Annotated in this window: 24 protein-coding genes; 12 read left to right on the top strand and 12 right to left on the bottom strand. The window is 57.9% G+C overall.

Annotation, left to right across the window (positions count from 1 at the left end):
• Positions 1-68: 68 nt before the first annotated feature.
• Both LT965_RS08395 and LT965_RS08390 read left to right on the top strand, forming a co-directional pair.
• Complete coding sequence (locus LT965_RS08395) at positions 69-1,346, top strand: MBL fold metallo-hydrolase (RefSeq protein ID WP_232703568.1); 1,278 nt, start codon at positions 69-71, stop codon at positions 1,344-1,346.
• A gap of 1,082 nt (positions 1,347-2,428) precedes the next feature.
• The gene (locus LT965_RS08390) at positions 2,429-5,509 is read left to right on the top strand and encodes an ATP-binding protein (protein ID WP_232703567.1); all 3,081 of its coding nucleotides are present in this window, start codon (positions 2,429-2,431) and stop codon (positions 5,507-5,509) included.
• A 36-nt stretch (positions 5,510-5,545) separates the two neighbouring features.
• Here LT965_RS08390 and LT965_RS08385 read toward each other — a convergent pair whose 3' ends face one another.
• A complete protein-coding gene (locus LT965_RS08385) occupies positions 5,546-7,558 on the bottom strand; it encodes a PAS domain-containing sensor histidine kinase (protein ID WP_232703566.1) in 2,013 nt (670 codons plus the stop codon).
• A gap of 199 nt (positions 7,559-7,757) precedes the next feature.
• Here LT965_RS08385 and LT965_RS08380 point away from each other — a divergent pair, with 199 nt between their 5' ends.
• From LT965_RS08380 to LT965_RS08370, 3 genes are all read left to right on the top strand, one after another.
• Positions 7,758-8,009 (top strand): hypothetical protein, encoded by a 252-nt coding sequence (locus LT965_RS08380; RefSeq protein ID WP_232703565.1) that lies wholly within the window; start codon positions 7,758-7,760, stop codon positions 8,007-8,009.
• A 267-nt stretch (positions 8,010-8,276) separates the two neighbouring features.
• Positions 8,277-10,139: an ATP-binding protein gene (locus LT965_RS08375; RefSeq protein ID WP_232703564.1), complete on the top strand. Its 1,863-nt coding sequence runs from the start codon at positions 8,277-8,279 to the stop codon at positions 10,137-10,139.
• Between the two features lie 345 nt (positions 10,140-10,484).
• Entirely contained in the window at positions 10,485-10,961 is a 477-nt protein-coding gene (locus LT965_RS08370) for a hypothetical protein (protein ID WP_232703563.1), read from the top strand.
• A gap of 147 nt (positions 10,962-11,108) precedes the next feature.
• Here LT965_RS08370 and LT965_RS08365 read toward each other — a convergent pair whose 3' ends face one another.
• From LT965_RS08365 to LT965_RS08350, 4 genes are all read right to left on the bottom strand, one after another.
• The gene (locus LT965_RS08365) at positions 11,109-11,321 is read right to left on the bottom strand and encodes a hypothetical protein (RefSeq protein ID WP_232703562.1); all 213 of its coding nucleotides are present in this window, start codon (positions 11,319-11,321) and stop codon (positions 11,109-11,111) included.
• Positions 11,322-11,911: 590 nt separating this feature from the next.
• A complete protein-coding gene (locus LT965_RS08360) occupies positions 11,912-12,403 on the bottom strand; it encodes a hypothetical protein (protein ID WP_232703561.1) in 492 nt (163 codons plus the stop codon).
• A gap of 263 nt (positions 12,404-12,666) precedes the next feature.
• The gene (locus LT965_RS08355; protein ID WP_232703560.1) at positions 12,667-13,233 is read right to left on the bottom strand and encodes a hypothetical protein; all 567 of its coding nucleotides are present in this window, start codon (positions 13,231-13,233) and stop codon (positions 12,667-12,669) included.
• 225 nt (positions 13,234-13,458) lie between these two features.
• Complete coding sequence (locus LT965_RS08350; protein ID WP_232703559.1) at positions 13,459-13,890, bottom strand: hypothetical protein; 432 nt, start codon at positions 13,888-13,890, stop codon at positions 13,459-13,461.
• Positions 13,891-14,521: 631 nt separating this feature from the next.
• Here LT965_RS08350 and LT965_RS08345 point away from each other — a divergent pair.
• From LT965_RS08345 to LT965_RS16700, 3 genes are all read left to right on the top strand, one after another.
• Positions 14,522-14,791: a HalOD1 output domain-containing protein gene (locus tag LT965_RS08345; RefSeq protein WP_232703558.1), complete on the top strand. Its 270-nt coding sequence runs from the start codon at positions 14,522-14,524 to the stop codon at positions 14,789-14,791.
• A 285-nt stretch (positions 14,792-15,076) separates the two neighbouring features.
• Positions 15,077-16,276: a DUF7537 family lipoprotein gene (locus tag LT965_RS08335; RefSeq protein WP_432419315.1), complete on the top strand. Its 1,200-nt coding sequence runs from the start codon at positions 15,077-15,079 to the stop codon at positions 16,274-16,276.
• Positions 16,273-16,380, top strand: a complete 108-nt coding sequence (locus LT965_RS16700) for a homing endonuclease associated repeat-containing protein (RefSeq protein ID WP_432419316.1) — start codon at positions 16,273-16,275, stop codon at positions 16,378-16,380. The genes LT965_RS08335 and LT965_RS16700 overlap by 4 nt, the downstream gene beginning before the upstream one ends.
• Positions 16,381-16,917: 537 nt before the next feature.
• On the opposite strand, the gene LT965_RS08330 is transcribed toward LT965_RS16700, so the two are convergent.
• Both LT965_RS08330 and LT965_RS08325 read right to left on the bottom strand, forming a co-directional pair.
• Complete coding sequence (locus tag LT965_RS08330) at positions 16,918-17,814, bottom strand: DNA-binding protein (RefSeq protein ID WP_232703555.1); 897 nt, start codon at positions 17,812-17,814, stop codon at positions 16,918-16,920.
• 648 nt (positions 17,815-18,462) lie between these two features.
• A complete protein-coding gene (locus tag LT965_RS08325; RefSeq protein ID WP_232703554.1) occupies positions 18,463-19,020 on the bottom strand; it encodes a lamin tail domain-containing protein in 558 nt (185 codons plus the stop codon).
• 356 nt (positions 19,021-19,376) lie between these two features.
• Between LT965_RS08325 and LT965_RS08320 the strand changes: the two genes are divergently transcribed.
• Positions 19,377-19,760 (top strand): DUF7964 domain-containing protein, encoded by a 384-nt coding sequence (locus LT965_RS08320; RefSeq protein WP_232703553.1) that lies wholly within the window; start codon positions 19,377-19,379, stop codon positions 19,758-19,760.
• 219 nt (positions 19,761-19,979) lie between these two features.
• Complete coding sequence (locus tag LT965_RS08315; RefSeq protein ID WP_232703552.1) at positions 19,980-20,369, top strand: DUF7522 family protein; 390 nt, start codon at positions 19,980-19,982, stop codon at positions 20,367-20,369.
• A 516-nt stretch (positions 20,370-20,885) separates the two neighbouring features.
• Here LT965_RS08315 and LT965_RS08310 read toward each other — a convergent pair.
• The 3 genes from LT965_RS08310 to LT965_RS08300 form a co-directional block, all read right to left on the bottom strand.
• Positions 20,886-21,071, bottom strand: a complete 186-nt coding sequence (locus LT965_RS08310) for a hypothetical protein (protein WP_232703551.1) — start codon at positions 21,069-21,071, stop codon at positions 20,886-20,888.
• Positions 21,061-21,417: a HalOD1 output domain-containing protein gene (locus LT965_RS08305; RefSeq protein ID WP_232703550.1), complete on the bottom strand. Its 357-nt coding sequence runs from the start codon at positions 21,415-21,417 to the stop codon at positions 21,061-21,063. Before LT965_RS08305 ends, LT965_RS08310 begins: the two co-directional genes overlap by 11 nt.
• Before the next feature lie 84 nt (positions 21,418-21,501).
• Positions 21,502-22,146 carry a helix-turn-helix domain-containing protein gene (locus tag LT965_RS08300; RefSeq protein WP_349292063.1) on the bottom strand — a complete coding sequence of 215 codons (645 nt, stop codon included), beginning with the start codon at positions 22,144-22,146 and terminating at the stop codon, positions 21,502-21,504.
• Between the two features lie 191 nt (positions 22,147-22,337).
• On the opposite strand from LT965_RS08300, the gene LT965_RS08295 reads away from it, so the two are divergent.
• Entirely contained in the window at positions 22,338-23,003 is a 666-nt protein-coding gene (locus tag LT965_RS08295; RefSeq protein WP_232703548.1) for a helix-turn-helix domain-containing protein, read from the top strand.
• 58 nt (positions 23,004-23,061) lie between these two features.
• Positions 23,062-23,469: a DUF7344 domain-containing protein gene (locus LT965_RS08290; RefSeq protein WP_232703547.1), complete on the top strand. Its 408-nt coding sequence runs from the start codon at positions 23,062-23,064 to the stop codon at positions 23,467-23,469.
• A gap of 342 nt (positions 23,470-23,811) precedes the next feature.
• Here LT965_RS08290 and LT965_RS08285 read toward each other — a convergent pair whose 3' ends face one another.
• Both LT965_RS08285 and LT965_RS08280 read right to left on the bottom strand, forming a co-directional pair.
• Positions 23,812-24,147 carry a DUF7344 domain-containing protein gene (locus tag LT965_RS08285; RefSeq protein ID WP_232703546.1) on the bottom strand — a complete coding sequence of 112 codons (336 nt, stop codon included), beginning with the start codon at positions 24,145-24,147 and terminating at the stop codon, positions 23,812-23,814.
• Positions 24,148-24,412: 265 nt separating this feature from the next.
• Entirely contained in the window at positions 24,413-24,895 is a 483-nt protein-coding gene (locus tag LT965_RS08280; protein WP_232703545.1) for an SWIM zinc finger family protein, read from the bottom strand.
• Positions 24,896-24,983: the final 88 nt, after the last annotated feature.

Genomic DNA, 24,983 nt, shown 5'->3' with positions numbered 1-24,983 from the left:
AACAGTCTGCGGTCGGCGAGCGCTGCGGACCGACGGCATGAAACGCCCCGCCACACTACACCCCGCCAATGCAGATCCGGTTCCTCGGCGGCGCCCGTGAGGTCGGTCGGAGCGCCATCCTCGTCAACGACCGCCTCCTGCTGGACTACGGCATGCAGTCCGGCACCCCACCGCAGTTCCCCGTCGACTCCGTCGACCCCGACGCCGTGGTCGCCAGCCACGGCCACCTCGACCACGTCGGCCTCCTCCCCGCACTCCTCTCCGGCGACCGCCGCCCACCCATCCACTGGACACCGCCGACCCGGGACCTCACACGCCTCCTCGCGACAGACACGCTCAAACTCCAAGGGATGGCGCCCGGCGACCACCACAAGTGGAACGACCGCGGCGGCCGCTACGACTGCCCGTTCACGCACACCGAGGTCGCCCGCCTCGGCGAAGTCTCCGAGACCCACGACTACGAGGAGTCCTTCGACGCCGCGGGCCACGAGGTGACGTTCTTCAACGCCGGTCACATCCCCGGGAGCGCCCACGTCCTCGTCGACGACGGCGACACGCGCCTGCTGTACACCGCCGACTTCAACACAGAAGACCAGCGCCTACTCTCAGGGACGACCGCGCGCCCGGACGCGGACATCGTTCTCTGTGAGTCCACGTACGCGGACGTCACCCGCCCCGACCGCGCGACCGTCGAGGAGGGGTTCGCGCGCTCGGTGACCCAGACCATCCACGAGGGCGGCACCGTCGTCGTCCCCGCGTTCGCCATCGGGCGCACCCAGGAGGCGATGCTCGTCTGCGATGCCCACGACGTGCCGTGCTACGTCGATGGCATGGGGGTCGCGGTCACCAGGCGGTTCCGGGAGACTCCCGGGTTCCTCCGCGACCCCGACGCCTTCGGCCGGGCTTGCGGCCACGCGCGCTTCGTCGACGCGAGCACGCGGAACGGCCAGCGGCGTCGCATCGCCGAGAAGCAGACCGCCATCGTCACCACCGCCGGGATGCTCGCGGGCGGCCCCGCGATGACCTACGTCCCCGCCATCGCAGGCAACCCCCAGCACAAGGTCGCGTTCACGGGCTACCAAGTCGAGGGAACGCCCGGCCGCGAACTCCTCGAGACCGGGAGTGCGGAACTCGACGGCCGCCACCGTCGCGTCGCCGCGCAGGTCGAGAGCCACGACTTCTCTGCGCACGCCGACCGCGACGGCCTGTTGTCGTTCCTCGACGAGTACCGCGGGAGCCAGGTTCTCGTCAATCACGGGGATCGCTGTGCCGACTTCGCGTCGGAACTCCGCGGGGACGGATACGATGCTCGGGCACCCGAACTCGGTGCTGACATCAGGGTCTAAAAAGGAGAGAAGACCAGAATAGTGGGAGCAATCATTGCTACGTAGACGGCGTGGAATCCTCGTCTGCCCAACAGGCTTCCCCACAGGGGGACTCCTCGACGGGCGAGATTCTCGCGCTGGCCGTTGTGTGTCACTGACGGGGGTTTCCGTCTCGGCACAAGTGCGCGCTGGCCCTGTCACCCAGAAAGACATGCGCGTCGGGTTTCACCCGAGCCAGGAAACCACTGAGAGTGGGATAATCCGCGCGAGCGGAGTGTTCACGGGCGTTGACTGTCCTGTTCAACAGAAATGCAACTAATTACCCCCTAGTGAGTGGGCTGACTCGCTACCCCGAAAATCAGCCCAGATGGCCCCCGTATATGTCGACCCCAAATACTCCTAATACTGAACCCGATACCGCCCACCCAGATATCGTCGAAGAAGCCGAGTCAGCGCTCCCACTCAAACATTACTCCGAACTCGAAGCACCGCCTGAGTCGGTGACCCCTCGTACATACCTCGAGATTCGTCCGTCCGAGACTCCACTCGACGCACGAACGATTGGGCGTGCGATGGACTCCCTGCACGCACTCCTCGACAGCGAGACGAAAACCGGGATTCGCGCGGTCCTGGGTCGTTCATCACAAACACCACTCATAGAATGGGTCCTCGTCTCTGACGGGCGACCAGATACGACCATCCGCTATCTCGCCGGGACGACACACGCAGACCTATTCTCTCAACTCAAGAGCGTTCTGCGGACTGCGTTGCCCAACACCTACGAGCTACGAGAAGCCCAATGGCACCCCCGGCACATCGAAGAACACCTCCCACGTTCACTCCCACAAACACGACCAGACAACTCAACCACCAACACCAGTGCTACGCATTCCGCGGGTACGCGAGGTCCCCCCTACGTTGCGGGCGTCACCTACCGCGGCCGTACTGTACGCCGGGACGACTGGCAGACACCCCTGAGGTCATTCGAGGACTTCACGAACGCCAACGAACCTCGTACGCCATCGAAGCGACACACCCAGTCACGCGGGCACCCCACACAAGCGGAGTCTCGGCGGATTCCATTGGCCACACTAGTCGAGACGATGCAGGACGTCGACGTCCCGGTCATCTATCAGGCCGTCTGTTGTCCTGGTGGTGACTGGACGACTCAGGCCGATAGTACAATCTACGACCTAGAGCGTGGACTCGGGACGGTCCAAGATCGCGTTCTCGAAGCCATCGTTCCGAGAGACGACGAGACCGAAGCATCCTACACGCCCCCAAGAGCTGATCAACACCGAATCGAAGGTATTCGAGGGCGGACGCTCCGGCGCACCTTCCGAATGAGTGCACGCGCGGTGGCACTCACCCACGAGTCACCGACCGATGCCGATAGTGCAGCAAAACGACTCCGGAGCGTCTTCGCATCAATAGGCGGTGAGACCCACACCATCACGGGTAGGGTGACTACTGACGACGAACTCTACGCTGGACCAGGGTATCCACCGGGAACCCAGATCTTCGAAGCAGTCTGTGACCGTCTCGTCGGGCGAGTATCCTATGATGCGAAGCGAAGCTACCTGCCGTGGGTTCCACACGAAAGCACGGGGTTCATCGTCGCCCCCGAGGAGCTCCCGGGTTTCTGCCTCCTTGGGGGTGCTGGCCTCACTCCCAGTGGTCGACGCGCGCTGGCAACGCGGTCCCCGGAGCGAATCGGGATTCCATTGCCACCCCCAGAACTTCTAGGCAGGTATCGCGGGCCGGGTATGGCACTTGGTATGCCGCTTACGCGCGACCGCCAGCCCTACGGCCACCCACTCATACTGCCGCCCGCCCAGCAGACTCGCCACGTCCTCGTGGTTGGTGACACTGGGTCGGGTAAATCCGTCCTGCAGTGTACCGCGATGCTCACGAATACAATCGCGACGGATGGCCCGGCGATCGTCTTCGATACGAAAGGCGGGGGCACCGCACTAGAATACCTCCGAGCGCATTTCGCGGCCTACGGCGACCTCGAGGACGTCCACTACTTTGATTTCACTCGGGTGTTGCCTGCGCTCACGTTCTTCGATATCACCCGTCTCCTCGAGGCGGGTGTCCCCCACGAGGAAGCACGCTCACGAAAGGCAAGCCACTACGAAGAACTCCTCCAAGGCGTGATGGGTGCAGAGCAGTACGGGCAGGCCCAGGAATCCGTGAAAGTCCTCCGGAATCACGTTAAAGCCCTCTTCGACCCGATTCACGGTGAGGATTCGTTCTCGCATGCGGATTTGTATGCGGCGTTGCGTCGCACTCAAGAACAACGTGCGACACCCCCGGTTTCTGATGACCGCCTCGCTACGTATTTTGAGAGTTTGCTTGAGCGCGACCGCGATATTTTCCAGAAGGTCATGACCGGCGCGATCGGCCGGGCAGACAGCATCGCCACAGACGGCCGACTCGGCCCACTATTCGAACACACCGCCGAGAACGGGGAGGGGGCTCGTTTTGATTTTTCTGAGTGCATCAGTGAGGATTCGGTCATTGTCTTCGACTTCGGTGGCATGGAGGCGGGGGTGAAGCGTACGCTGACACTTGCGTTGCTCTCGAATCTCTGGAGTGCGCTCAAAGCCCGCTCACAGAACACTCCTGAGTCCGAGGTCGCGTTGGTGAATGTGTATCTCGAGGAGGCCGCCGACGTTGCTGATACCTCACTCGTCGACACCCTCCTCTCCCAGGGTCGCTCATTCGAGTTGTCGATGACGCTTGGCGTGCAGTTTCCCCGGCAACTCGATTCGCCTGACCCAGAGAATGAGACGTATCTTGAAGCGCTCAATGAGACGGCCACGTTCATCGTTGGGAACGTCTCCGTCAGGGACGACCTCGCAGAGGTCCTGGCGACGGAGGGAATGCCGCCGGAGGCGGTGGCGCGGCGTCTGAGCGCACTAAGGCGTGGGAATTGGTTGGTGCGACCGGGCTCGGGGTTCGACGAAGCGACACCCAGGCCATTCCTCACGGAATCACTCCCCGCACCAAACGGCCACCCCGCAAGCGACGCCCCACTTTCGGAGAGTGAGGAAGCCCGGTTCCAGGCTGCACTCGAAAACGCAGAATCACGGACGCTACGAGAAGCTGGTCTCCCACAAACCAACCCTGATGAGGAAGTGGACGACGAATCGGACACCAAAGAGGAAGACGGAGACGAGGTTGAGGACGAAGAGTCCGTGAGTACACAGTCGGTTACGCGTGTTGATTCGCTCTTACCGTATACGAAGCGCCTCCCGAGGGTGGTGGCGTATGATGAGCAGGCGCACGCGCTCAGGTGTAGTCGGTGCCAGAACCGGTACGACCCCTCCATCGAGGGATTGCGTCGCGCCATCGAGTGCTGCTACTCAATGGGCGATGTGAAGCGGGACAACATTCCGGTGTGTGAGTTCAACCTCAAACTCGCCCCGAGTGAAATCACTGACTCTCCGTGGTCGATTCCTCAGTTATTGTTCTTGCAGGCGGTGTATAATGCCCAGCAACTCCGGTACGACCGACTGGAGTACGATATCGTCGGGGACAGCATGCTCCGATTACAGGAGTACGTCGGAATCGAAGCGGGGGAGCTCGAGGAGTTGATTGAGGCTGGTGTGCTGCGACGCGATGGCGACCACCCACACCGATTATACTCGGTTCCACCGGAGGGACGTTCGGTCATTGGTGAAGCCTATCGCGAGGGAATCGACTACGGCCATGGTGCTGGTGACCTTGAGGAGTCCGCCCAGCACGTCTGTTTGAACGAGGCCGCCCGACGATTCCTCGTCCAAGAATTCCAGGAAGACCCGGATTCGGAGGTGGTCGAGGTCCAGACATACTACGAACTAGGAGATGGGCATCGCCTCGATTGTGCGGGCCTGGACGCGAATGGGGAGATTGTGGTCGTGGTTGAGGCCGAACGCATCAATCACGACCGCGCGGAAGCCATCGTGAATGATTACGATAAGATGGCGTCGTGTGACCCAGTGGAGGCGATCTGGGTCGTGCTGAATCGAGAAGACGCCCACGAAGTACTCGAAACACTCTACAATCCCAGTACGGGCAAGCCCCGGGTGGATAAGACGTATAGTCGGAACACGCCCCCACAACAATTCCGACTCAACGCCCCCGGTGCAACCAGTATCTACCCAATCAGCTACCTCCAAAAAGAACTCCAAGACTAGTGGACCGTATTTTCGACTCCCAGCGGGCGAGCCCGATTACCGTGGTTCGCTCTCCGACTCCGGTACTGGGGGGAGCGACATCGAGAATGTGGCGCCCTCACTAGATTCAGATTCAATCCAGATGTCGCCGTTATGGCGCTCGATAATCCGGTCACAAAGCGCTAGCCCAATCCCCGTTCCCGAGTGGGCCTCACGCGAGTGGAGGCGCTGGAACACCTCGAAGACACGTTCTGCATCGTCCTCATCGATACCGATACCCTCATCGGCCACCGAGATCACCCACTCGTTGCCGTCGCGTTCGGCCGAAACCTCGACAGAGGGCGTCTTCTCTCCACTGTATTCGATTGCATTGTCGAGCAGGTTCTGGAATACCTGCCGCAGTTGCCCCCCGTCTCCTCGGACTACGGGCAACTCTCCCACGACAACTTCGGCGTCGTGTCGATCAATTCTAAACTGGAGATCAGCCAGAGCATCTTTGACCACGACGTCGAGGTCCACGGTCTCGAACGGGTCGCCCTGCGTTTCGACCCGTGAGTACGCTAACAGACTATTGATCATCGCCCGCATCCGCTCAGCTCCGTCGACCGCGAACTTGATGAACTCCTCGCCGTCCTCGTCGAGCTCGTCGGAGTACCGGGACTCTACTAACTTGAGGTAGCTGGTAACCATCCGCAGTGGCTCCTGAAGGTCGTGGGACGCCGCGTACGCGAACTGCTCGAGGCGCTCGTTTGACTCCTCCAGTTTCCGGATCAAGCGTTCCAACCGGGTCTCGTATTGCTCGCGTTCGATCGCCTCCGCGAGAATGTTCGCCACACTCACCACAAAAGAGACATCGTCCTCACTGAATTCCCGGGGCTCTGGATCGTGCACACTGAGGATTCCCCATGGGTCCTCGCACGGCCCGATAACCGTATTGATGCCACTCCGGACGTCGTGGTTCGTCAGCAAGGCCTGCCCACTGAATCGTGTTTCCGTGTGTAAGTCCTCAACGACGATGGGATAGTCGTTCTCCAGGGTGTACGCGGCTTGAGACTCCGCTTCGACAGCCTCCATCCTCGTGTTCCCGACGACTCCCTCGTCCCAGCCGGCTCCCTGCCGGAGTAGGAGTGCCTCGGCGTTGGTTTCGAGGTCGAAGACGGCGCTGTACTCGGCGTCAAGGGCGTCGGCGACCGTACGGGCAGCCTCGTTCATGAGAGCGTCGAGGTCGCTTGATTCGAGGGTGACCTGCCCGAGGTCGGCAACGGCTTGTTGCTGCTTTTCCCGCTCGTACGCCTCCTCTCGGGCTTCGTAGAGTTTCCGACTCTTCAGAAGCATATCCGCCGTGAGGTGAGACTTCTCCACTTCTAGTTCGTCGCTTAGATCCACTCCATCTTCTCCCGGGGAGGTTTCAACGAGTGGCGTGACGTCCTGAACGTGGTGGATGATATACAAGAGCTTCCCCCTCGCATCGAATAGGGGAGTATTGACCGGGCTCCACCAGCGATCCTCAAACTGGTTATTTGTGGCGTCGCGGTCTGGAACAGGATAGTGCGTCACTGGCATGACGTCTTCCTCGCGCTGCTCGGTGACCCGGTCAAGCGAGCGTCGCAGCCGAGGGGCGCCTTCTGGGTCGGGGTCCTCAGGGTCCGCTGGGAAGACCTCGAATAGTGTCTGGCCGAGGATCGTTTCACGCTCGGTCATGGTCGCCTCTAAGTATGTGTCGCTGACGGCCACGATTTCGTACTCGTCCGGTTGTACAATCAGATAGGGGTTAGGGGCGTTCTCGAATAGCTGGCGAACAATTGATTCAGTAATCTCGGCCTCAGACACTCCGACGGACTTGCTGTCCGTGTGTGGTCGCCACCAGACACGGGCATCGGCACTGATGTCCTTTGACTTTAGCTTACCACGGCTCACCAGGTTTTCGAGGCGTTTGTAGACGGTTTCTCGGGCCGTTTCGAGCGAGTCTGCGATTTCTGGTGTCGTGAGGGGTTCAGTTGGGTCATCGCGCTGGTCAAAGAGGGCGAGCGTTTCACCATAGTCATCCCTGGAGGGGCCCGATGACGACATACCCGACCTAGGGCCAGCGAGGCGTAAAGCGATTCTGCCGATCGCCTTACGGAACGGTCATCTTCGCCCGTGAATACAAACCAGGGCCGTGGTGACCTGGTGGCTCACGCTCGTAGAGAGTCTAGATACAAGGAGAAAACACCCTTCAGGCAGGAGTAACTGTTAAGTATTCTATCATCAGTCCTTCAGTGGATAGGCCATGAACATCCGCCAAAGCAATCTCATTACGCCAAAGCTGGTGCGCATCCTCGCGGCCGTGGTTATCGGTTTCAGTATCGGTGCAGTGCTTCCCCCGGACCCAGCCGCAATCAACGCCCTCGGAACGCTCCCCGGTGTCCTCCTAGCAGGCACGGGAGTGATTGTAGGTGTCGTCATGTACGTCAAGGTCCCTGGCCTCCTCGGAGCGAAGAGCTGCGGGTGTACCGGCGAGTGTGCCTGTGCGGCCGACTGAGACACCGTGTACCTCGGAGGCTACAACGGAGTGTCCCGCAGTCGCTCTGCCCGTAGGTTGTCTTGAAGGGAGGGACTCGCTCAGTGGGCGTCCGGTCGCTCACGGTCCAATTAGGAGCAGGAGTCCGACGAGGGATAAGAAGAAACTGACCACGGTTCGGAACGATTCCTGTGGGATTCGGTCTACGAAGGACAGCAACTATCAATCGCCACACGTGACGGGGATACGGGCGTAGGGTTCTACACGGTGCAGCCCTTGACAGTGTGTATGAGAGATCCCGGGGGCACAACTGAGGAGGATTTCCTAGGGAACCGGGATGTCGTCGAGGGAATCGTCCAGACGAGCCCGGTCGGTATCACGGTCGTCGACGGCGACGGCACGCTGGCGTTCGCGAACGAACGTGCGGAGGAGATCTACGGCCGCTCTCGCGAGGAAATAAACGAGTTCACGCACGACGACTCGCGGTGGGGGCTCGTCGGCGAACACGGCCAGCCCCTCGAAGCGGGCGAGGCACCGTTCGACCGCATTGTAGCGGAGGAAACGGAGATACACGACCAGATTATCGGCCTCCACCGCCCGTCCGGAGAACGCGTCTGGGTGTCAGTCAACGGTGCTCCCCAGTGGAACGAGGACGGCGAGCTGGAACGCGCTATCTTCACGTTCAAGGAAGTCACTGAGCGCAGGAAGCGCGAGCGCGAAGTCGAGGAGAGCGAACGCCGCTACCGGACGCTCGTCGACAACTTCCCCAACGGGGCCGTGGCTCTCGTCGACGAGGACCTTACCTACCAGACCGTCGGCGGCGAACCCCTCGAAGAGGCCGGCGCCCCCGCAGAGGATATCGAGGGGAAACAGGTTAGCGAAGCCGTCCCTCGAGAATTGGCCGACGAACTCGTCCCCCGCTACGAGGCCGCCTTCGATGGGGAGTCGAGCACGTTCCAAGTGGAGTCCAACGACCGTATTTACAGAATCCGGATTGTTCCGGTCTTTGACGATGACGGTCACGTGTTCGTTGCCCTCGGGGTGTCACAGGACGTCACCGAGCAGAGAAATCGCGAACGCGAACTCAAGGAGAGCGAACGCCGCTACCGGACGCTCGTCGACAACTTCCCTGGCGGCTCCGTCGGGCTGTTCAACGAGAACCTCACCTACGATATCGTCGGTGGCGAACTCCTAGAGGACCTCGGGATTGATTCAGCGGATGTCGTCGGCACCAACATCTACGCCCGGTATCCCGACGACCTCGTCACGGACATCGAGCCGAACTTCCACGCGGTCTTCGAGGGTGAGTCGAGTACGTTCGAGGTCGACCTGCCAGACCGGGACCTGCTGGCGCACACGCTCCCAGTACGGAACGCTGCCGGCGAGATATACGCGGGGATGGTAGTGGTGCAGGACATCACGGACCAGAAGGAGTACCAGCGCAGACTCGAGGAGTCGAACGAGCGCCTCGAGCAGTTCGCGTACGCGGCATCCCACGACCTTCAGGAACCGCTCCGGATGATCTCCAGCTACCTCCAGTTGCTGGAGGACCGCTACACCGAGGATCTCGAAGGGGACGGTCAGGAGTTCGTCGAGTTCGCGGTCGACGGCGCCGAGCGGATGCGGGACATGATACAGGGGCTCCTGGCGTACTCGCGAGTCGAGACCCAGGGCAACCCGTTCGAACCCGTCGACCTAGACACCATCGTCGCCGACATCTGCGAGGACCTCGGGGTGAAAATCGAGGAACGCGACGCCGACATCACCATCGAAGACCTCCCCACGGTGGCAGGGGACGCCAGCCAGTTGCGCCAAGTGTTCCAGAACCTCCTGGACAACGCCATCGAGTACAGCGGTGATGCCCCACCGCGAATTCACGTGGCGGCAGAACGCGACGGCGACGAGTGGGCCATCTCGATCAGTGACGAAGGAATCGGCATTGACACGAAGAACCAGGAACGCGTCTTCGAGGTGTTCCAGCGCCTACACAGTCGCGACGAACACCCTGGGACAGGACTCGGTCTGGCACTCTGTGAACGCATCATCGAGCGCCACGGCGGCGATATCTGGGTCGAATCCGAACCAGGCGAGGGGACGACGTTTTCGTTCACGTTGCCTGATGCTGGCGGAGACGAACAAGGGCAGGACTGAGAACCGAACTCGGCGTAATCCACGATCTCTTTGCAGCGCATCCCACAGCGCACCTCTAGGGTGAATGCGATACACTTCTCGGTGTCCGCGACCGTGTTCAGGAACTCCATTGCTTCTTCTTTGTTCAGCCAGATTTTGCGACCGTCTTGGTCGTCGTAATCCCTCATCTGCATCGTCGCTGTCACCTATCTCGAGAGGTGCGACGGAAATTCTGGAATCGTTCCCTCAACCGGGTCGATTCGAGGGTGAAACGGAGAGTTTCTGTCGGAGATCCCAGTATTCTCCGACAGCCCGCTGGATTGCTAAGTACAGAAGATATTTCCCCCTTAGACCGAGAGGAATGCTATGGTCGATTGGTCCTCGGTCATTTCTCGGAGAGCCTTCCTCGCTGGGAGTGCAGTAACCTTCAGTGGGCTTGCTGGCTGTTCTACCACCTCTCCCAGTGACGAATCCACGTCCCCGGAAGCCGTTGAGTCGCCCATCGAGCAAATTCTCGTTCGAAGCGACACCGGCGAGAAGGAACGCGTCCGGTTGACGCTGGTGTATGGTCCTCCGGAGGGACATACTGAACGCCCCATCTGGAGTACGTTCGAGGCACCGGCCGATGGCAAACCCATTACTGTTGGGCAATCCCTCGAAACAGGAGCCGGCATCTACAGTCTGACCGCCGCTTCAAAACAACACGCAAACCATGAAGTCGTCTCGTTCAACTCCCTGACAAGCCAAGACGAGACGAAGTCCCAGTTCGAGGTCGTCGTGAAACACACTGGAGACATCTGGGTCAACCTCAACGACGCGGGAGAACCCATCAATATCCCCTAATCTACCGACTGTAAATACACAATTCTGCTTAACTGCCATTTTGGGAACTAGCTATGTCGAATAATCAGTGAAAGTACGACGGCGGTTGTCGTCGATTCCCCTCTTCTACGACATAGATACAGGGACCGTTCGCTCAGTACAGAGGTTCTATGGGTCAATATGATGTACTGCTTCGGGAGAAAGGAGACGACCGGTTGGTAAAGCAATCCAACTATTCGGGAGAATACGGACGTTGCCTTGGTGAAGAACCTGTTCCTGTTCAAAATCGCCGTAAACCGTCGCGTTTTCGTACTCAATTACCGAGCCGTCCGAAAGCTCGTCCGCCACTTCGTCCCATACCGACTTCGTTGAGATGACCATATCAACCGTGTTGTTCTTCCAAGTATAATGCTTTTCGCGAGCCAAAAAACAATCAATAGGCAATTCTGTTTACCGGCCATTTCAGGGAATGGGCCTGTCGAACAATCAGCGAAAGTACGACGGCGGTTGTCGTCGATTCCAGTGTTCTCCGACAGCCCGCTGGATTGCGAAGTACAGTCGTACAATGGTGTAGTTGATTCTTCCGTCCGACTCTGAAATCATCGATTTCGGATAGTAGATCAGGAGTTCAACGGCCCCGTCCAACCGAGTGAACAGTCACCCGATTACCCTGATAAGGTGTCCTGAGGGTTGGAGATCTTCCGATGAATCTTCCACGCTCGATAGGCTAAGAACGCGCCAATCGGGAGGGCAATCACCGAGATTATACAGAAGAATGCGACGGCGAGGTATGCATCTCTCCGAGTTTTATCGCTGTTGATGAGAGGCATTGGAGAGCCTACAATCCACAAATAAACTCTTGTGAATAAACACTTCTATAAATAAGCATATCTACAGGCGGAACAGGCCGAGTGCCTCGAGGCTTGATCCCGAGGCGGTTCACGTCTATCGTGAGTTCGTCGCAGCTGGTGTCATTTTATATCAGAACACGGGGAGTATTCTGAGTTCTGTGAGATATAGAAGTCGATCCCGGACGGCGTTTCCTCCCCCCCGATCACCACAATATATTCCACTACCGCAGACGAATCGGTTGCCTCATCGAGATGCCGCGTGTCCCAGTCAGATGATTCAACAAGTCGAACACGGACGGAGAGAGGCCCTGATGCGTCTCGCCATTCACAGGGCACCATAGCTTTTGACCCGGACATATCGTCTTTTGCGAGTGAAAACGTCTCATCTGTGACAATCGTGTCACCGCCGAAAACCTGAACGACTACTTGCTGGGGCTTGTCAGCCCGGTTCTGAACCATAATGTCGTTGAGCTTCGTGTGTTTGTCATCTCCGAGGACACTCAATACAGCGGAACCACCGGCGATTGTACTCGCCCCAAGGAGGGCGAGGAGATTACGCCGCTTCACGTCTATACTCCCGTCTGAAGGATATTTAGTTCCGCTGACTCGCACCCTTGGAATCACACCTCCTGCAACCCTAACTCGATACCCAAGTCCAAACACCGAACCGTCAGTCGTTTATACACGAGACTCGCTCAGATTCGATCTATACCGGTATCTATTGCTCCCACTGCACAATCGCGCCCTGTTCCCTGGGAGATACGCAACTCTTCTTAACGGCCATTTCGGGAACTAGACGTGTCGAATAATCGGTGATTCTCCGACATAGATACAGGGACCTTTCGCTCAGTACAGAGCGTACAGTTCTCGAAGTCTCACGTCCCGATTGGGAGAGTTGCTCCACTCGGGAAGACGAGCCTCACATCCGTCGGTTGCTTGCCAGTATACTGGTAGACGGTGAGTGCAACGCCGACGGCCTCGTCACTTTCGACGGTGGTTGAAATTGTTTGGCGTTCCAGTTGGATGTGAAGGCCTTCGTCGTCCCACGTGGCACCAGTTGGCGTTGGCCAGAAATGAGCGGGGGAAGCGCCTGCAGTCCGAAGGTTCGTCAAAACCGCGAACTGATCGCTGGACAGTTCGTCAACCCGTTCAGCGAGCCATTTTGCATCCGCGCTATCAGTGACGGGGACGGTATCATCGGGAGAGAACAATCGACCGTATAGATACTGCTCGGAGTCCGCGGTTAGCCCGTGCTGGATGAGCGGCTCGTCAAGTGGGCGAATCGTCGCCCGCCCAGTCGGATTAAACACCTCCCTTGGAGACGCAGTACTGGAGTCCGTTGAGGGCGTATCTTCGGAGTTACCTGTCGGCGCATCAGCGATGCATCCGGCGAGGAGTGCAGTACTGCCAACGAGACTGGTGAGGAGGGCTCGACGACGCATGGACAACACAACCCGACCCGCCCAGTTGTATCTTCCCCCGATATGAACATAGTCACTTCCTCACCAATGACTGCCACGGACAGTTGCCGGTGAATCCGCAATTCTGTTTACCGGCTATTTCGAGAGATAGCACTGTCGAAGAATCCATTCTGCGACACGGACCGGGACTATCGCTTGCTGCAGAGAATGATCCTCGTCCATTAACTCTGCATTCGTATTACTGCGTCAGAGCTTTCGCCCACTAAGTAAGTGATTAAGAGATTGCGTTGAATCATCAGGCAGGTCACCTCGTGGGATGTCGCTATTTCGAGGGATGTACTTCCTAGGTTTTGCAGTGACATGGCTTTCCTGAACACCAGTTACAACACATTGCCACCAATCACCCGGAGACAGCGAAGCTTCGATTAATACAGGACCATACGAGGGGTCGGCCCTGACAGTCGACTCATCGACGACTTCGTCGATCCTGAGGCGGAGCGTCGCACCTTCAGTGACTGCGATGAAGGGGCCTCCTTGGTTCTTCACAATCCGAATTTTTCGCGTATCTCCAATCGAGCCTTCGCCTGCTATGCTAAACCGACTTCCATCCCGCTCAGCCTTGAGATAACCGTCATGGCGTTCACCAATCTCAACTTCTACCGTCTCACCCACGTCCATAATAATATCTCCAACACAGACAGGTCCTTTGTATCATCCGGTCATTCCCCCTTCTAAGCGAATAGTCCAAGACCCCTCTTACAAATGAACCAGTAGAGTGTCCTCATGAGAGGGTACCCTCTGATACGAACTGTGGACTTCAGCAATCCGTTCATAATTCTGCTTGCTGACTACTTATAGAAATTGCCCTGTCGAACAATCCGGTCTTCTCCGACAGCCCGCTGGATTGCTCAGTACAGATGACCTACTGGTCAACCAGAGAAACCGCCTTAACGAGCCCGCCATCTTTGAATTCGTCCCGACAATCGGCACACAAGGGAATTGTTTCGCCCTCTTCAACCTTGTATTCAACCTTCGTTAGAGCGGCATCGCTTTTGCCACACTGAGCACATCCCATGAAACCCGGAAAGATTGCCACCAGATATATGTATTCGGATTGTGACAAGGCCTCGGTTTCTTCGCAACTCTGCTTACCGGTCATTTCGGGAACTAGCCGTGTCGAATAATCGGTGATTCTCTGACACTCACTGTCGCTAAGTACAGAGAATCAGTTTGACCTGGCGAGGGGGAGGCAACTACCGGGACTTATAATGGCAATAGCGGGTTTCCCGTTGACCCTCCAAATAGCGGTGTGGGACATACTGAAGAATTCTACTACGAGCCAGAAGCGGGCGACACGTTAAGCGTAGCGGTCGTATCGGCGATTGCAGCGGCTCACGACGAGGAGATAATCGATCAGGAATGGCGCATCAGTGACGATATTAACACTGACGCACTCGACGCCCTCTTCCAAGACCACAATCTCAAGATGACCCTCCAGTTTGAAGCGGATACGACGACCGCGACGATCATTGCTGACAAAAACGGTAACCCAATCATCAAAATCGAATCGCACCGCTAGGTATGCAATTTTGTTACTGGTCGTTTCGGGAAAGGGCGCTGTCGACTAATCGGTGATTCTCCGACATTCCGCTAGATTGCTAAGTACAGATACTACACCAAACGAACGGGCAGGAGAGTCGAAAACACCACCGCGTGAGCAGTCCAGCATCCGCGTCGTACAGGAAAGCAATCTGTCGCCCCTCGTCGAAAGTCCCACCACAGCCGTAGAGGACCAAGAGACAATGTGTCGAAAGCGGTCCATCGACCACGTTGTTTTTACACCACCACATTATTGGTTCATCCCATGAAGCCCCCGACACGACGCGCGGCACTCGCCGTCTGCGTCGCCCTCCTCCTCGTCACCGCCGGCTGTACCACCGGGACACCCCCCACCAGCACCGACACCACCACGAGCGACACGACCACGAGCGACACGACCACGAGCGACACGACCACCCCGACCAGTACCTGGTCACCGAATGCCTCCGTCGAGCAGTACCCGCCGGGCGTCGCAGACAACGGTACACTCACGAACGCCTCGGCCCTCGCCGACGCGCACTTCGAGGCGACGGCGAACGAACCGATGGTGTTCACCCAACAGTGGGAGGTTTCGAACGATACCTACGTCCGCACCTACGCGCGCGGTGCGAGCCCAACGCCGTACTACAGCACGTTCAACCGGACGACCGACGGAATACGAACCGCGGAGCAGTTCTACTCGACGGGCTCGCACGGCTACTCCCGGGTGACCATCCCCAACAGAACGGGGTACCAAGTCCTGCAGAATGACACCGCCATCGCCAGAGCCTGGACGCGTGACGACACGTTCGGCCCACAGCACGCCCTCGAGAACGCCTTCATAAGTGGGAACTACAGCGTCAACGGCACCGTCGAGCGCGGCGGTCGGACGTTCGTTCAACTCACCGCCGACGAGCCCTCGCCAACCTCTTGGGGCACGTCCCTAACCTCCTACGAGGGAACCGCGCTCGTCACGCCCGACGGCGTCGTCTACAACACCGAGAAGTCCTTCGTTCAGGACCGCGACGACACCACCAGACGCGTCAACTCCTCGATCACACTGGAAACGGGTATCGACTGGTCCGGCCCGCCGTCGTGGATCGGCGACGTCCCACAGCTCTCGCTGTCGATCGTCGAGGACGGCCACGCGTTCGAAATCAGGAACACTGGCGGGGTCACTCTCCCGGCGAACGCGTCGTTCAGGGTCAGCGCAAGTAACGAGTATGCGTTGGACCATGTCAGCTTCGGCGACAAGTTCGGGACCGTTACGACGGACGCGCCACTTGAACCCGGGGATGCTGTCTACGTGACTGCGAGCGTCGACGAGAATTCGAAGTCGGTGACGCTTCACGACGACCCTACACGCGGGGAGTACACCTTCGTGACCGCCAGCGTCGCCGGGACGCACGAGCCGTTCTTCTACTGGTTGGTAACGAGTGACGAGAGCCGTGAACGAGCGAGAGAAACGACAGCCGGCGGCAACTGACCCTCTCGATACGGCTTAATCATGGCTCACATAGTCATACGACGTACGTCCGGCATTTCGGTTCGTGGTCGAACGCAATCGAAGCGGCGTTTGACACAGACTGACTGGTGGAGCACAGTAGAGATGTGCCGTTAATGGTTCGTCGTGGACTATCGTTCGGCTCTACATTCGTGGTGCTGTATCCGCTCAGGTAATCCAATTTTCCCACAGACCGGGCACTCTTGGAGGGGTGTCGGCGGTAAGTCGTTCCAGGCTTCTAGTGCGGCGTTGAGGTGTGCTTTGACGAGTGGGGAACGGGTTGTTTGGTGGGCTTCGCGGAGGTGTATTTGGAGGCGTTCACGGGCTGTGAGAGTAGGTTCGTTGGTCATCGTTGCGTGAGGGCGCGTTCTTGTGTGCCCTCCGCCCCTGTGGGGGCAGACAAACACGGCTCGGCTCTCAAAACCAGTACGCCGCCTCATCGCGCCCCTCTTAGCCGTGATTGAGGTTGTGGCTGCGCGCGCAGCGAACGCGAGGCGCGACCCCTGTGGGAGCGCCTCGATGCGAACGGCGAAGGCCGTGAGCAAGCGAGCACGGAGCGGTGGGTGGGGAGGCGGGGCCAGGGCTGGTCCGGCACACACCAAAAAGAGAGCTGCGACGATTGGCTATTCCCACCACCGACCGCGCTCAGGGAAGGATAGAGTGCTCCAGCCAGTGACGGCGAGTGAGACGCGTCCCTCGTACCAGTTCCGTGCAGCCCCCCGAATCCGCACACGCTCACCCTCCCTAATCCAGGGGGCGTTTGAGGCCTCCCAGATTGTCACACGGGTCTGTCCACTCTCGTCCGCAATCAACCCGACCTGGGCGATGCTCGGATGCGAAGGATTCCACAAGACCTCGACTCGACCCTCGATACTCACCTCCTTGCGATTGATGTCCTCGAGCTTCCCGATTGGAATCACGTGCCCGGGCGCGGTCTGTAATTGTTCGAACACTCCGAGGACTGCACTCGTCACGTCCGTTCCGTTGGCTACGAGTTCTGCGAGTCGTCGGCTGATTGCTGCTCGCGACCACCCATCCAGTGCCTCGGCCAACCGCACCGACTCCGTGTTCACCGCTCCTAACTCCTCCCGAGTGAGTTCCTCACGGGGATCACCGCGCTCCGGGTCCACCCACGGGTCCACACTCCTAGCACGCTTCTCGAACTCGAGACGTCGCTCCCTGCTCTGGTCTGCCACAACCGTCCGTGACCGCCCTGCTCGCCCATTCTTCCGTCCGATCCTTGCGCGCCCTCGAATGCGCTCTAACTCCGCCTCCCGGCCCCGAATCCGCTCCTCTTCTTCGAGGGTTGCTCCACGAATCCGCTCACCACGAGTACTGACTACTCTACTAGGTTGGTTCGCGTCCACTTTCGCCTGGATTTCCAGCTCCACCGTCGCTCGGAGCTCCGGGGTCTCATCGACGAGTTCGAATCCATCCTCATCAACCGACTGCTCGCCCGTTTTCTCAAACGATTGTTCTTCGACCGAAACGACCTTGCTACGCGCTTGCTTACTTGACATTGGAACTCACTGGTTCCGAAGGCGTTCGACCGACGCCCGACAACCACGATCCCTAGTCGTGGTTTTCTACGACAACCAACTACCACCAGACTCGTCTGCGCGCCGCTCGCGCCTTCGCTCGCCCCCATGTGGGGGCGAGCGGCGCGCTCGATGGTGGAGTCAACCAGGTGCGCGCGCCCTGGGTAGTCCGCCTGAGCGTCCAGCTTCAAGTCAGTACTCGGTCCCCGGGACCGATACTGCACTTGATGCTGGCGTCCCGAAAGGGCGAGCGAGGAACGAACAGTAGTGGTCGCTGTTCGTGATGCGGACTACTCGAAAAGGGCGAGCGCACCGAACCCACCAGTGGCCCACACAAACACACGAATAGGAAGCCTGCACAACGGTGTCCTGGTGGACTCCGAAAGGGCGAAACCGGTTCGCGGGTGGTCGTGGACCACTCTTGAACGAATGTGAGGGATGTCCGCGAGCGGCCGCGAGCGGTTGAGGGCTTTCGAAGCAGTACCAGTAGTTGCTAGTGCGGTTTCTTTATTCAGAACGGGTACTGGAACTGGGGTATCTGAATTGGTGTAGGGAGGGAATTGACCGTACGTCTGGGAAAACACTGGCGTGCCCACGTACACGCTGCGATTGCGTGGGTAGATGCTGTCCTCAATTCTCCGAACTACTTGAGTGGGGACACGCCATCTCGTCGCCGGTCTCAGGTCCGCCGTCACATCCGAAATCCTCGTAGGAGACCGCGGCGACGAGGTTGTCTTCCGTGTCTTGGACACGCACGGTCCCTTTCTTGCCGAGTAGTGGTGCCGTATCAGCCGCCAGATACCGGAGATAGAGAGGCGGGCTCATTTGGAACACCGAGTCCTCCCCATCCCGGCTCATCAGGGCGAACTGTGCGCCCGCTTCGAGCACGAGATCCGTTATCTGGTGGGAGTAGCCTGTCGGGTACTCAACGATGTATCCCGAGACATCAAGCGAGTCCGCACCGGTATTCTTCATAAGGAGATACTCCCCGTCGAGAAACTCGCGCTCGATGTCGTCAGCGTAGACTCCAACGATGCGTAAGCCGTTGGTTGTGTCTTCAGCACCGTCGTTCGTCGGCGTGGTCTCCGGTTGCTCCGAATCGACACTTTGGTTGAGTAGGTCTAGACAGCCGGCGACTCCGACGGCGATTCCTACGGAGCTTGTTGCGAGGAACGTGCGTCGGTTCACGTCTGTAGGTCGGCGCATTCGTCTAAAACTCTTTCAAACGCTCAAATCGCGCTTTGTGTCTCAGATAGTGGTACAGAAGTCTTCGCAAGGAAGTCGTAGATCGAATCTGAGGCACATAACCCTGAGGCCCGGAATGTCGCCTAACCAACTCGCCCCCTCGTATCTCTCGACTCATTCTTGACAAATAATGGGGGTTCGACGGATTGCTCGCTACGTGAGTCCGCTGTACTCAACGGCTGTTTCACCTTTCACTCTGAATAAAGAAACCGTATTGGCAACTACTGGTAAGCTAGTATCTCACCCCCTGGGTGGTGGATGCCAGTAAGAGTGCTTGAGTTGGTGTGTATCTCGAAGGTATGGTTATCGTGGGTGGCTTCTCTGGAGGGGGTATGTCCCCGGATTTTCCTTCGCGGCCGCTCTCAGTAGAGGAAGTTCTGGGGTTACGGGATCACGTGGAGGTGTTCGATCATACGGCCCCACTCATTGGTCTCAAATCAGAGAGTAGTGGGCGGATGGAAGTGATTGGGGTGTATCTTGGGTTTGGTGGTGGCGCGCATCTATCAGGGTTTGACCCGGGTTTGGGTGAGTGGGTGTCTGTGAGCGTCCTCAAGTCCGTAGGGGGTGCAGGGAGGGGTGAGTTTGGGGATTGTGCCGATGCGTTGCTGGAGTGGCTACAGGAGCGCTACTCTGGCGAGGATTTCGTGATGTATGCGTCAATGGGTTCAGGCGTCATCGAATAATTTCTAGGGAGAGTGTTGGGTGCGCGTTGTTGCTGTTGGACCCGCGACTAGGTACGCCCGTGGGTGGCCGACGCGGGTCGTTGCTGGCTGAGGGGAGTGTATATTCTCTTGTCCTAATCCCTATTATCGGCGGTTCTCGCTTGTTTTTCCCGGCAATAATCTCCTTACGTCAAGTAAATCCTACACTAGTTCTTTGGTCCGGGAGTACTATTCGGGGGTATGGCAGTCCAGATGGCGTCTCGCCTCGAGGAGTTCTTCGAGGAACAGACCAGTGGTGCCCTCAGGAGTATCGTCAAGTACGACCACGAGGGCATGGACATCGTCTACCTCCGGAATGATGTCGCTGAGCAGTACTCCGAGGCGGAGCTCCTGGATGCAATCGATGAGTCCCGTATGCAGTCATTGTCTACTTCGCTCTACGAACGAGCGTACTCTGAGGGCCACGGTGAGCTTGAGTGCATAGTCAATTGCTTCGAGAACGTCGTGGAGATGAACTTCGCACTCGAGGACGGAATTGGTGCTGCTGTTGCGCTTGACGTCGAAGCACTGGATGACGACGATGGCCTTGTCTCGGAAGCCCGTGATATCGTCGTCGAAGAACGCGCCTAGGGGACTCCGTAACTCCGGCCCTGTTGGTTCCTTATTGATTAGACTATCATTTGTTGTGGAATAAGCGGTGGGTCGGGTTGCGTGCTTATTACACCGGTAGGGGATGCGCCCAATCATCTCCTCCTCCCGCTGGTCGCCTCGAAATATTCAGCGACGAATCAGTTACAGGCCCTAGTCATGGTCGTCAGCGTTCTGTTCAAGAAACCGACGTACCTCGTCGAATTTTATTCCTCGCCGTACCTTGTCTTCGAACCTGTCGAACTCGACGAATCCCTCATCCGATAATTCGGGAAGTAGGACGTGATGGAGTTCGTAACAAATCGTGAGGTACTCCCCGGAGTTGAGAGTCTCTCCCTTACGAAGAATCGGGTCAGCAGATATCGAACTCTCGTCGAGGAGCGCACGTAATACTCGCCGTTGTTGCGCTGAGAGTACCCGTTTGATGCGATCTTGGTTACAGCGTTCGTCACTCACAGGTCAAGTAGTTGCAACCGATCCGGCCACGCTCGAAGTCGTTCACTCCGAATGCCCGTTCTTTTCGACTTCAGTGACGATCACGTCCCAGTCAGGATGTTCGACCCCATTCCGACATTCGAATCCGCCTTCCACATCGATTCCACTCTCGTAGGCCCTGCGAAGGAGGGCCTTCAGCTCCACGTTTAATTCTTCCTTCGACGCAAGCGAGGTCTCCTCAGACGTCATCTTCCCGCCCCCTTTCGTGTTCCTCCACTGTGAGTTCGTGTTCTGGCGTGATAGTGATCACACCGTAGCTGTGTACGGTTATTGCGTGCCCCTCGTGCGTGAATGCAACGTGGACATCTCCGTTCGTCCCGTTGCGAACGCGGACGAGCGCATCCAATCCGTCGGCGTCAACAGTGGAATGGAGCGGGTCGAGTTCTACAGGATCAGTATCCATTACGTCCGCCAGCGTTGCGACAACAGCCATGCTCGCGGGTGTCTTCTCCTGATCAAACTGCGTGCGAACAGTCCCAGATTCCGGAGAGTACTCGACTGCTTCGACTCCAACCCCAGATACCGTTGCGTCCATCTAGCCTGATTCTAGCCGTCTGAGTCGGTTCAATAAGTACACTGATTATACAGAGGGTTTAATGCAGGGGGCCTATCCGAACGGTCACACCGAACTACTGAGTGTTGCTGCAATGAGGCGTCGATGCCCGCGTCGAAGGCGTGACGAGAGCGATTGCTGGGTGATGCCGAGCTCTTCGGCGATCTCTTCGAGCGACGACTCGCGTGGGGTGTCGAAGTAGCCCCGTTCGTAGGCTAGTACCAGTGCCTCGCGTTGGGTCTCGGTCAACTCGTAGCCCTCTCCCTGGATCGGAAGCATGGCGTGGACGGCGGTGATCGCTATCGGAATGTCGTTTTCCTGGCAGTATTCTCGGAACTCAGCGAGCGTCTCCTGACTCTCACCGCGTACCTCGAACCGCCAGTCCTCTTTCGTTCCAATCCCGGAAAGCACGACGACGTTGGCCTTGGCAAGCGCACTCAGGATGCCGAAGTACTCTGACTCCCACTCGGCACGCATGAGATACTCGTCTTCGACGCGATCGACCACTCGAATGTTTTTCACGCCGGAATGTGCCTCGAACGCAGCTTCGATATCCTCCGTTTCTACATCACGCACCCAGAAGTACGGGATAATCAGCGTCTCGTGTGGAATCAATCGCTCCAGTTCAACGGTCACACCCGGCAGGTTCTCGAACACACTTCCCAGCGGAAACTCCGCTACCGGACTCGTAAATTCCATCACAGTCGCCATTCGGAAGCCTTCGTCTGGCAGACGAATAACCGGCATGGGTGGTGTATCATGGCTTCGAGACGAGTCGACGCACCGTTGCTGGCCGAGATGGTGTGCGCTGCGAGCGGGGTGTACCTCTGGCACCCGGATGGCCATGGTGTACCATGTCGCCTCCTTTTGTGCAACCGGACAATCTAGTCTTACAAGCGAGTATGAGTGTGATAACGGAGGTTCGCATCCCATCCGATGATTTTGAACTCGGGCAAATCCTCAGTCTGGAGCAAGCCTCGGCCATCGAACTGGAAACGCTCGTCCCGAGTGGGGACGTGACCGTGCCGCTCTTCTGGGTCTACGAACCGGTCGAAAACGGCTTTCTCGAGGCCGTCGAACGCTATCCAACTGTCAACAGCGTCACAGAGGTGGACGTGTTCGACGACAGGACGCTAATCAGGCTCGATTGGGATGCGAGCCAGGACCACCTTTTTCAGTGCATCTTGGAACACGACGGGCAGATACTGGGTGCGACTGGATCGTCGGAAGGGTGGAATTTCGAGATACGGTTCTCAGACCGCGAGGCATTGAGTCAGTGCCAGGACTGCTGTGAGGCCGCGCACATCTCTCTGGAGCTAACCCGCATATATAATCCGACGGACCCTGAGGCCGGTCCGTGGTACGGCCTGAGTGAGCCCCAGCGAGAAGCGTTGGCGCTCGCTATTCGAAGGGGATACTACGACATTCCACGAGGGTGTACGACCACAGAGTTAGCTGACGAACTCGGGATTTCCGATCAAGCAGTGACGGAGCGACTGCGTCGTGCCATTGGGACGTTCGGGAGGTACGCACTCCTCACGCCCGAGTCAGCAGCAGAGATGGACTGACTGTTTCCATTATGCACCATGGGGCAGAGCCAGGCAGATGGGACTACGCTATGTGAGTATGGATGAGAGTCGAGAGCTGGGGACACCTGATATACAGTCAATTGATGAGGGCTCCGGTTCTTCGGGCCGTGAGAGATCGATATCCCCCGATACGGTTCTGTCGGCAGTAGCGAACGAACACCGACGCGCTACCCTCAACGCGTTGGACAACGCTTCTGAGAAGACACTGGAATACGATGTGCTCGTAGATTGCGTTGCAGACCGGGTTCGGAACGAAGACCCGAGACGGGAGTTAGACGAACACCAACAACGCGTCCGAATCGCACTTCACCATACTCATCTTCCAAAACTGGAGGAGGCTCGGATAATCGACTACGAGGCTGAAACGGGGCACGTCCGGTTTGTTGGCGCTGAACTGGAACAAGATCTCCTGACGTTGGTCGAGCAGGACGACGTCCACGAGTGAGAGCCGAGCGTATCCAGGAAGGTTAGCTCCAGTTCCAAGCTTATTTTACGGATCTAGCGCGATAAAATTCTTCAGGAACTGAAGAGGAGTGGGTCCATTCAGCGAGTTATCTCGATTCAGAACGGGTGTGAGTTGGTGGTCGCGTTTCCGAGCTTTACCCGGGGATACTACTCTACTAGTGAGTTTGTCCATTCGTGTTCTGTAAACGGAATTGACATAGTGTTTGAGCGCAGTGACTCTCATTCACCCTTGGCCTATCTACTTGCTCGTGCTCTGGGTCGCTTGGATCTACGTAATTTCCTGTACAGACCACTGTTAGCGCCGAATATGGATTGTACGCTGCTACTCAGAGAATACCCTAGCGAGCTCGATGAGTATTGATTCGACGTCTTCGTTTCCATGATACTGTATCCACTCCTCTCGGGGGTCGTACTCTATCCATCCCTCTTCTTCGAGTTTGGGGAGGTGGGTGTGGTGGAGGACTGTTTCTAGGTTGGTGGGGGTCGTCGACGGCATCCGAGTATCGAGATGGGAGACGAGTGCATCAAGCGAATCACCATCGGTCTGAGGGGATGATTCGAAGTAGTGAATGAGCTCCCGTCGGTGAGGACTGGACAGGGTCTCGAGGAGGGTGTTGACTCTCGGGGCCTTATCCGGATAGCATTCACTGTGCGCCATGCGTCAGACAATAATTTCTAGCCAGGTAATTCTACCTCCAATATACTTACCTCGTGTCAGGACACTCCGTTCGAGTCAATAGCTCGGCTTCTGAGTAGTGGAATGCCTATACTGAGCGAGTCCCCCCAGTGCCACTCTTGGAGAATCACCGATTAGTCGATCAGGACGATTCCGGGAGTAGCCGTGACCTCGAGAAGGCCTGGATTCCCCTAGACTACCGATCGAGCCCACAACTCTCCAGTGTCACTCGGATGGATTTGGGGTGTTACGTCTGTGTTCTCCGGGCCTCACGATCGTCGTCTGGGAATTCTCGATGACCACTTCGGTAGCACTCCCAGCACGGAAACTCCCCAGGGAGGTCCGCACACGCACACTCGTCCTCGCATGCTTCACCAGTAGTCACCTCTGGACTCGGGTCTGTGGACTCCGGTTGTGGAGTGCCACCATCAGCAATCAATCCTAACGGGTCGGGCTTGCAGCGTGCGAGTACCTCAAGAATCATGGGCTGTATCGCGACCCCGACGCGGTGTTTGCAGGCGCCACTGTACTTCGCGTTAGCTGGGCACTCACAATTACTGGGTACTCCATTCAGGACTGTTACGTGGTATTCGTGGTTTTCCGGGTCAGCATGACTTTCATTGCGAACGAGCACACCCCTTGCCTCGGGGTGAATGGAGAATTCGAGGGCTTCGTACTGGGCTCGTTTGATGACGCGCGTGCTAAAGTTGAGTTGTGTTACTGGATGCATTCGAATTGACTCGGGCCACCCACTATGTGGGCGCCCGCACCCCTGGGGGCGTGATAGAAAAAAGCCGGGCGTGAAGCTGGTGTAGACG

Origin of the sequence: Halobacterium wangiae, from assembly GCF_021249345.1 — an archaeon.
Lineage (GTDB): Archaea > Halobacteriota > Halobacteria > Halobacteriales > Halobacteriaceae > Halobacterium > Halobacterium wangiae.
This window is presented reverse-complemented; position numbering and strand designations above follow the sequence as displayed.

What these genes read in the sequence shown, in the direction of transcription:
- LT965_RS08395 (WP_232703568.1), top strand. Translation starts at nt 69, where the DNA reads ATGCAGATCCGGTTCCTCGGCGGCGCCCGTGAGGTCGGTCGGAGCGCC.
- LT965_RS08390 (WP_232703567.1), top strand. Translation starts at nt 2,429, where the DNA reads ATGCAGGACGTCGACGTCCCGGTCATCTATCAGGCCGTCTGTTGTCCT.
- LT965_RS08385 (WP_232703566.1), bottom strand. Translation starts at nt 7,558, where the DNA reads ATGTCGTCATCGGGCCCCTCCAGGGATGACTATGGTGAAACGCTCGCC.
- LT965_RS08380 (WP_232703565.1), top strand. Translation starts at nt 7,758, where the DNA reads ATGAACATCCGCCAAAGCAATCTCATTACGCCAAAGCTGGTGCGCATC.
- LT965_RS08375 (WP_232703564.1), top strand. Translation starts at nt 8,277, where the DNA reads ATGAGAGATCCCGGGGGCACAACTGAGGAGGATTTCCTAGGGAACCGG.
- LT965_RS08370 (WP_232703563.1), top strand. Translation starts at nt 10,485, where the DNA reads ATGGTCGATTGGTCCTCGGTCATTTCTCGGAGAGCCTTCCTCGCTGGG.
- LT965_RS08365 (WP_232703562.1), bottom strand. Translation starts at nt 11,321, where the DNA reads ATGGTCATCTCAACGAAGTCGGTATGGGACGAAGTGGCGGACGAGCTT.
- LT965_RS08355 (WP_232703560.1), bottom strand. Translation starts at nt 13,233, where the DNA reads ATGCGTCGTCGAGCCCTCCTCACCAGTCTCGTTGGCAGTACTGCACTC.
- LT965_RS08350 (WP_232703559.1), bottom strand. Translation starts at nt 13,890, where the DNA reads ATGGACGTGGGTGAGACGGTAGAAGTTGAGATTGGTGAACGCCATGAC.
- LT965_RS08335 (WP_432419315.1), top strand. Translation starts at nt 15,077, where the DNA reads ATGAAGCCCCCGACACGACGCGCGGCACTCGCCGTCTGCGTCGCCCTC.
- LT965_RS08330 (WP_232703555.1), bottom strand. Translation starts at nt 17,814, where the DNA reads ATGTCAAGTAAGCAAGCGCGTAGCAAGGTCGTTTCGGTCGAAGAACAA.
- LT965_RS08320 (WP_232703553.1), top strand. Translation starts at nt 19,377, where the DNA reads ATGGTTATCGTGGGTGGCTTCTCTGGAGGGGGTATGTCCCCGGATTTT.
- LT965_RS08315 (WP_232703552.1), top strand. Translation starts at nt 19,980, where the DNA reads ATGGCAGTCCAGATGGCGTCTCGCCTCGAGGAGTTCTTCGAGGAACAG.
- LT965_RS08310 (WP_232703551.1), bottom strand. Translation starts at nt 21,071, where the DNA reads ATGACGTCTGAGGAGACCTCGCTTGCGTCGAAGGAAGAATTAAACGTG.
- LT965_RS08305 (WP_232703550.1), bottom strand. Translation starts at nt 21,417, where the DNA reads ATGGACGCAACGGTATCTGGGGTTGGAGTCGAAGCAGTCGAGTACTCT.
- LT965_RS08300 (WP_349292063.1), bottom strand. Translation starts at nt 22,146, where the DNA reads ATGGCGACTGTGATGGAATTTACGAGTCCGGTAGCGGAGTTTCCGCTG.
- LT965_RS08295 (WP_232703548.1), top strand. Translation starts at nt 22,338, where the DNA reads ATGAGTGTGATAACGGAGGTTCGCATCCCATCCGATGATTTTGAACTC.
- LT965_RS08290 (WP_232703547.1), top strand. Translation starts at nt 23,062, where the DNA reads ATGGATGAGAGTCGAGAGCTGGGGACACCTGATATACAGTCAATTGAT.
- LT965_RS08285 (WP_232703546.1), bottom strand. Translation starts at nt 24,147, where the DNA reads ATGGCGCACAGTGAATGCTATCCGGATAAGGCCCCGAGAGTCAACACC.
- LT965_RS08280 (WP_232703545.1), bottom strand. Translation starts at nt 24,895, where the DNA reads ATGCATCCAGTAACACAACTCAACTTTAGCACGCGCGTCATCAAACGA.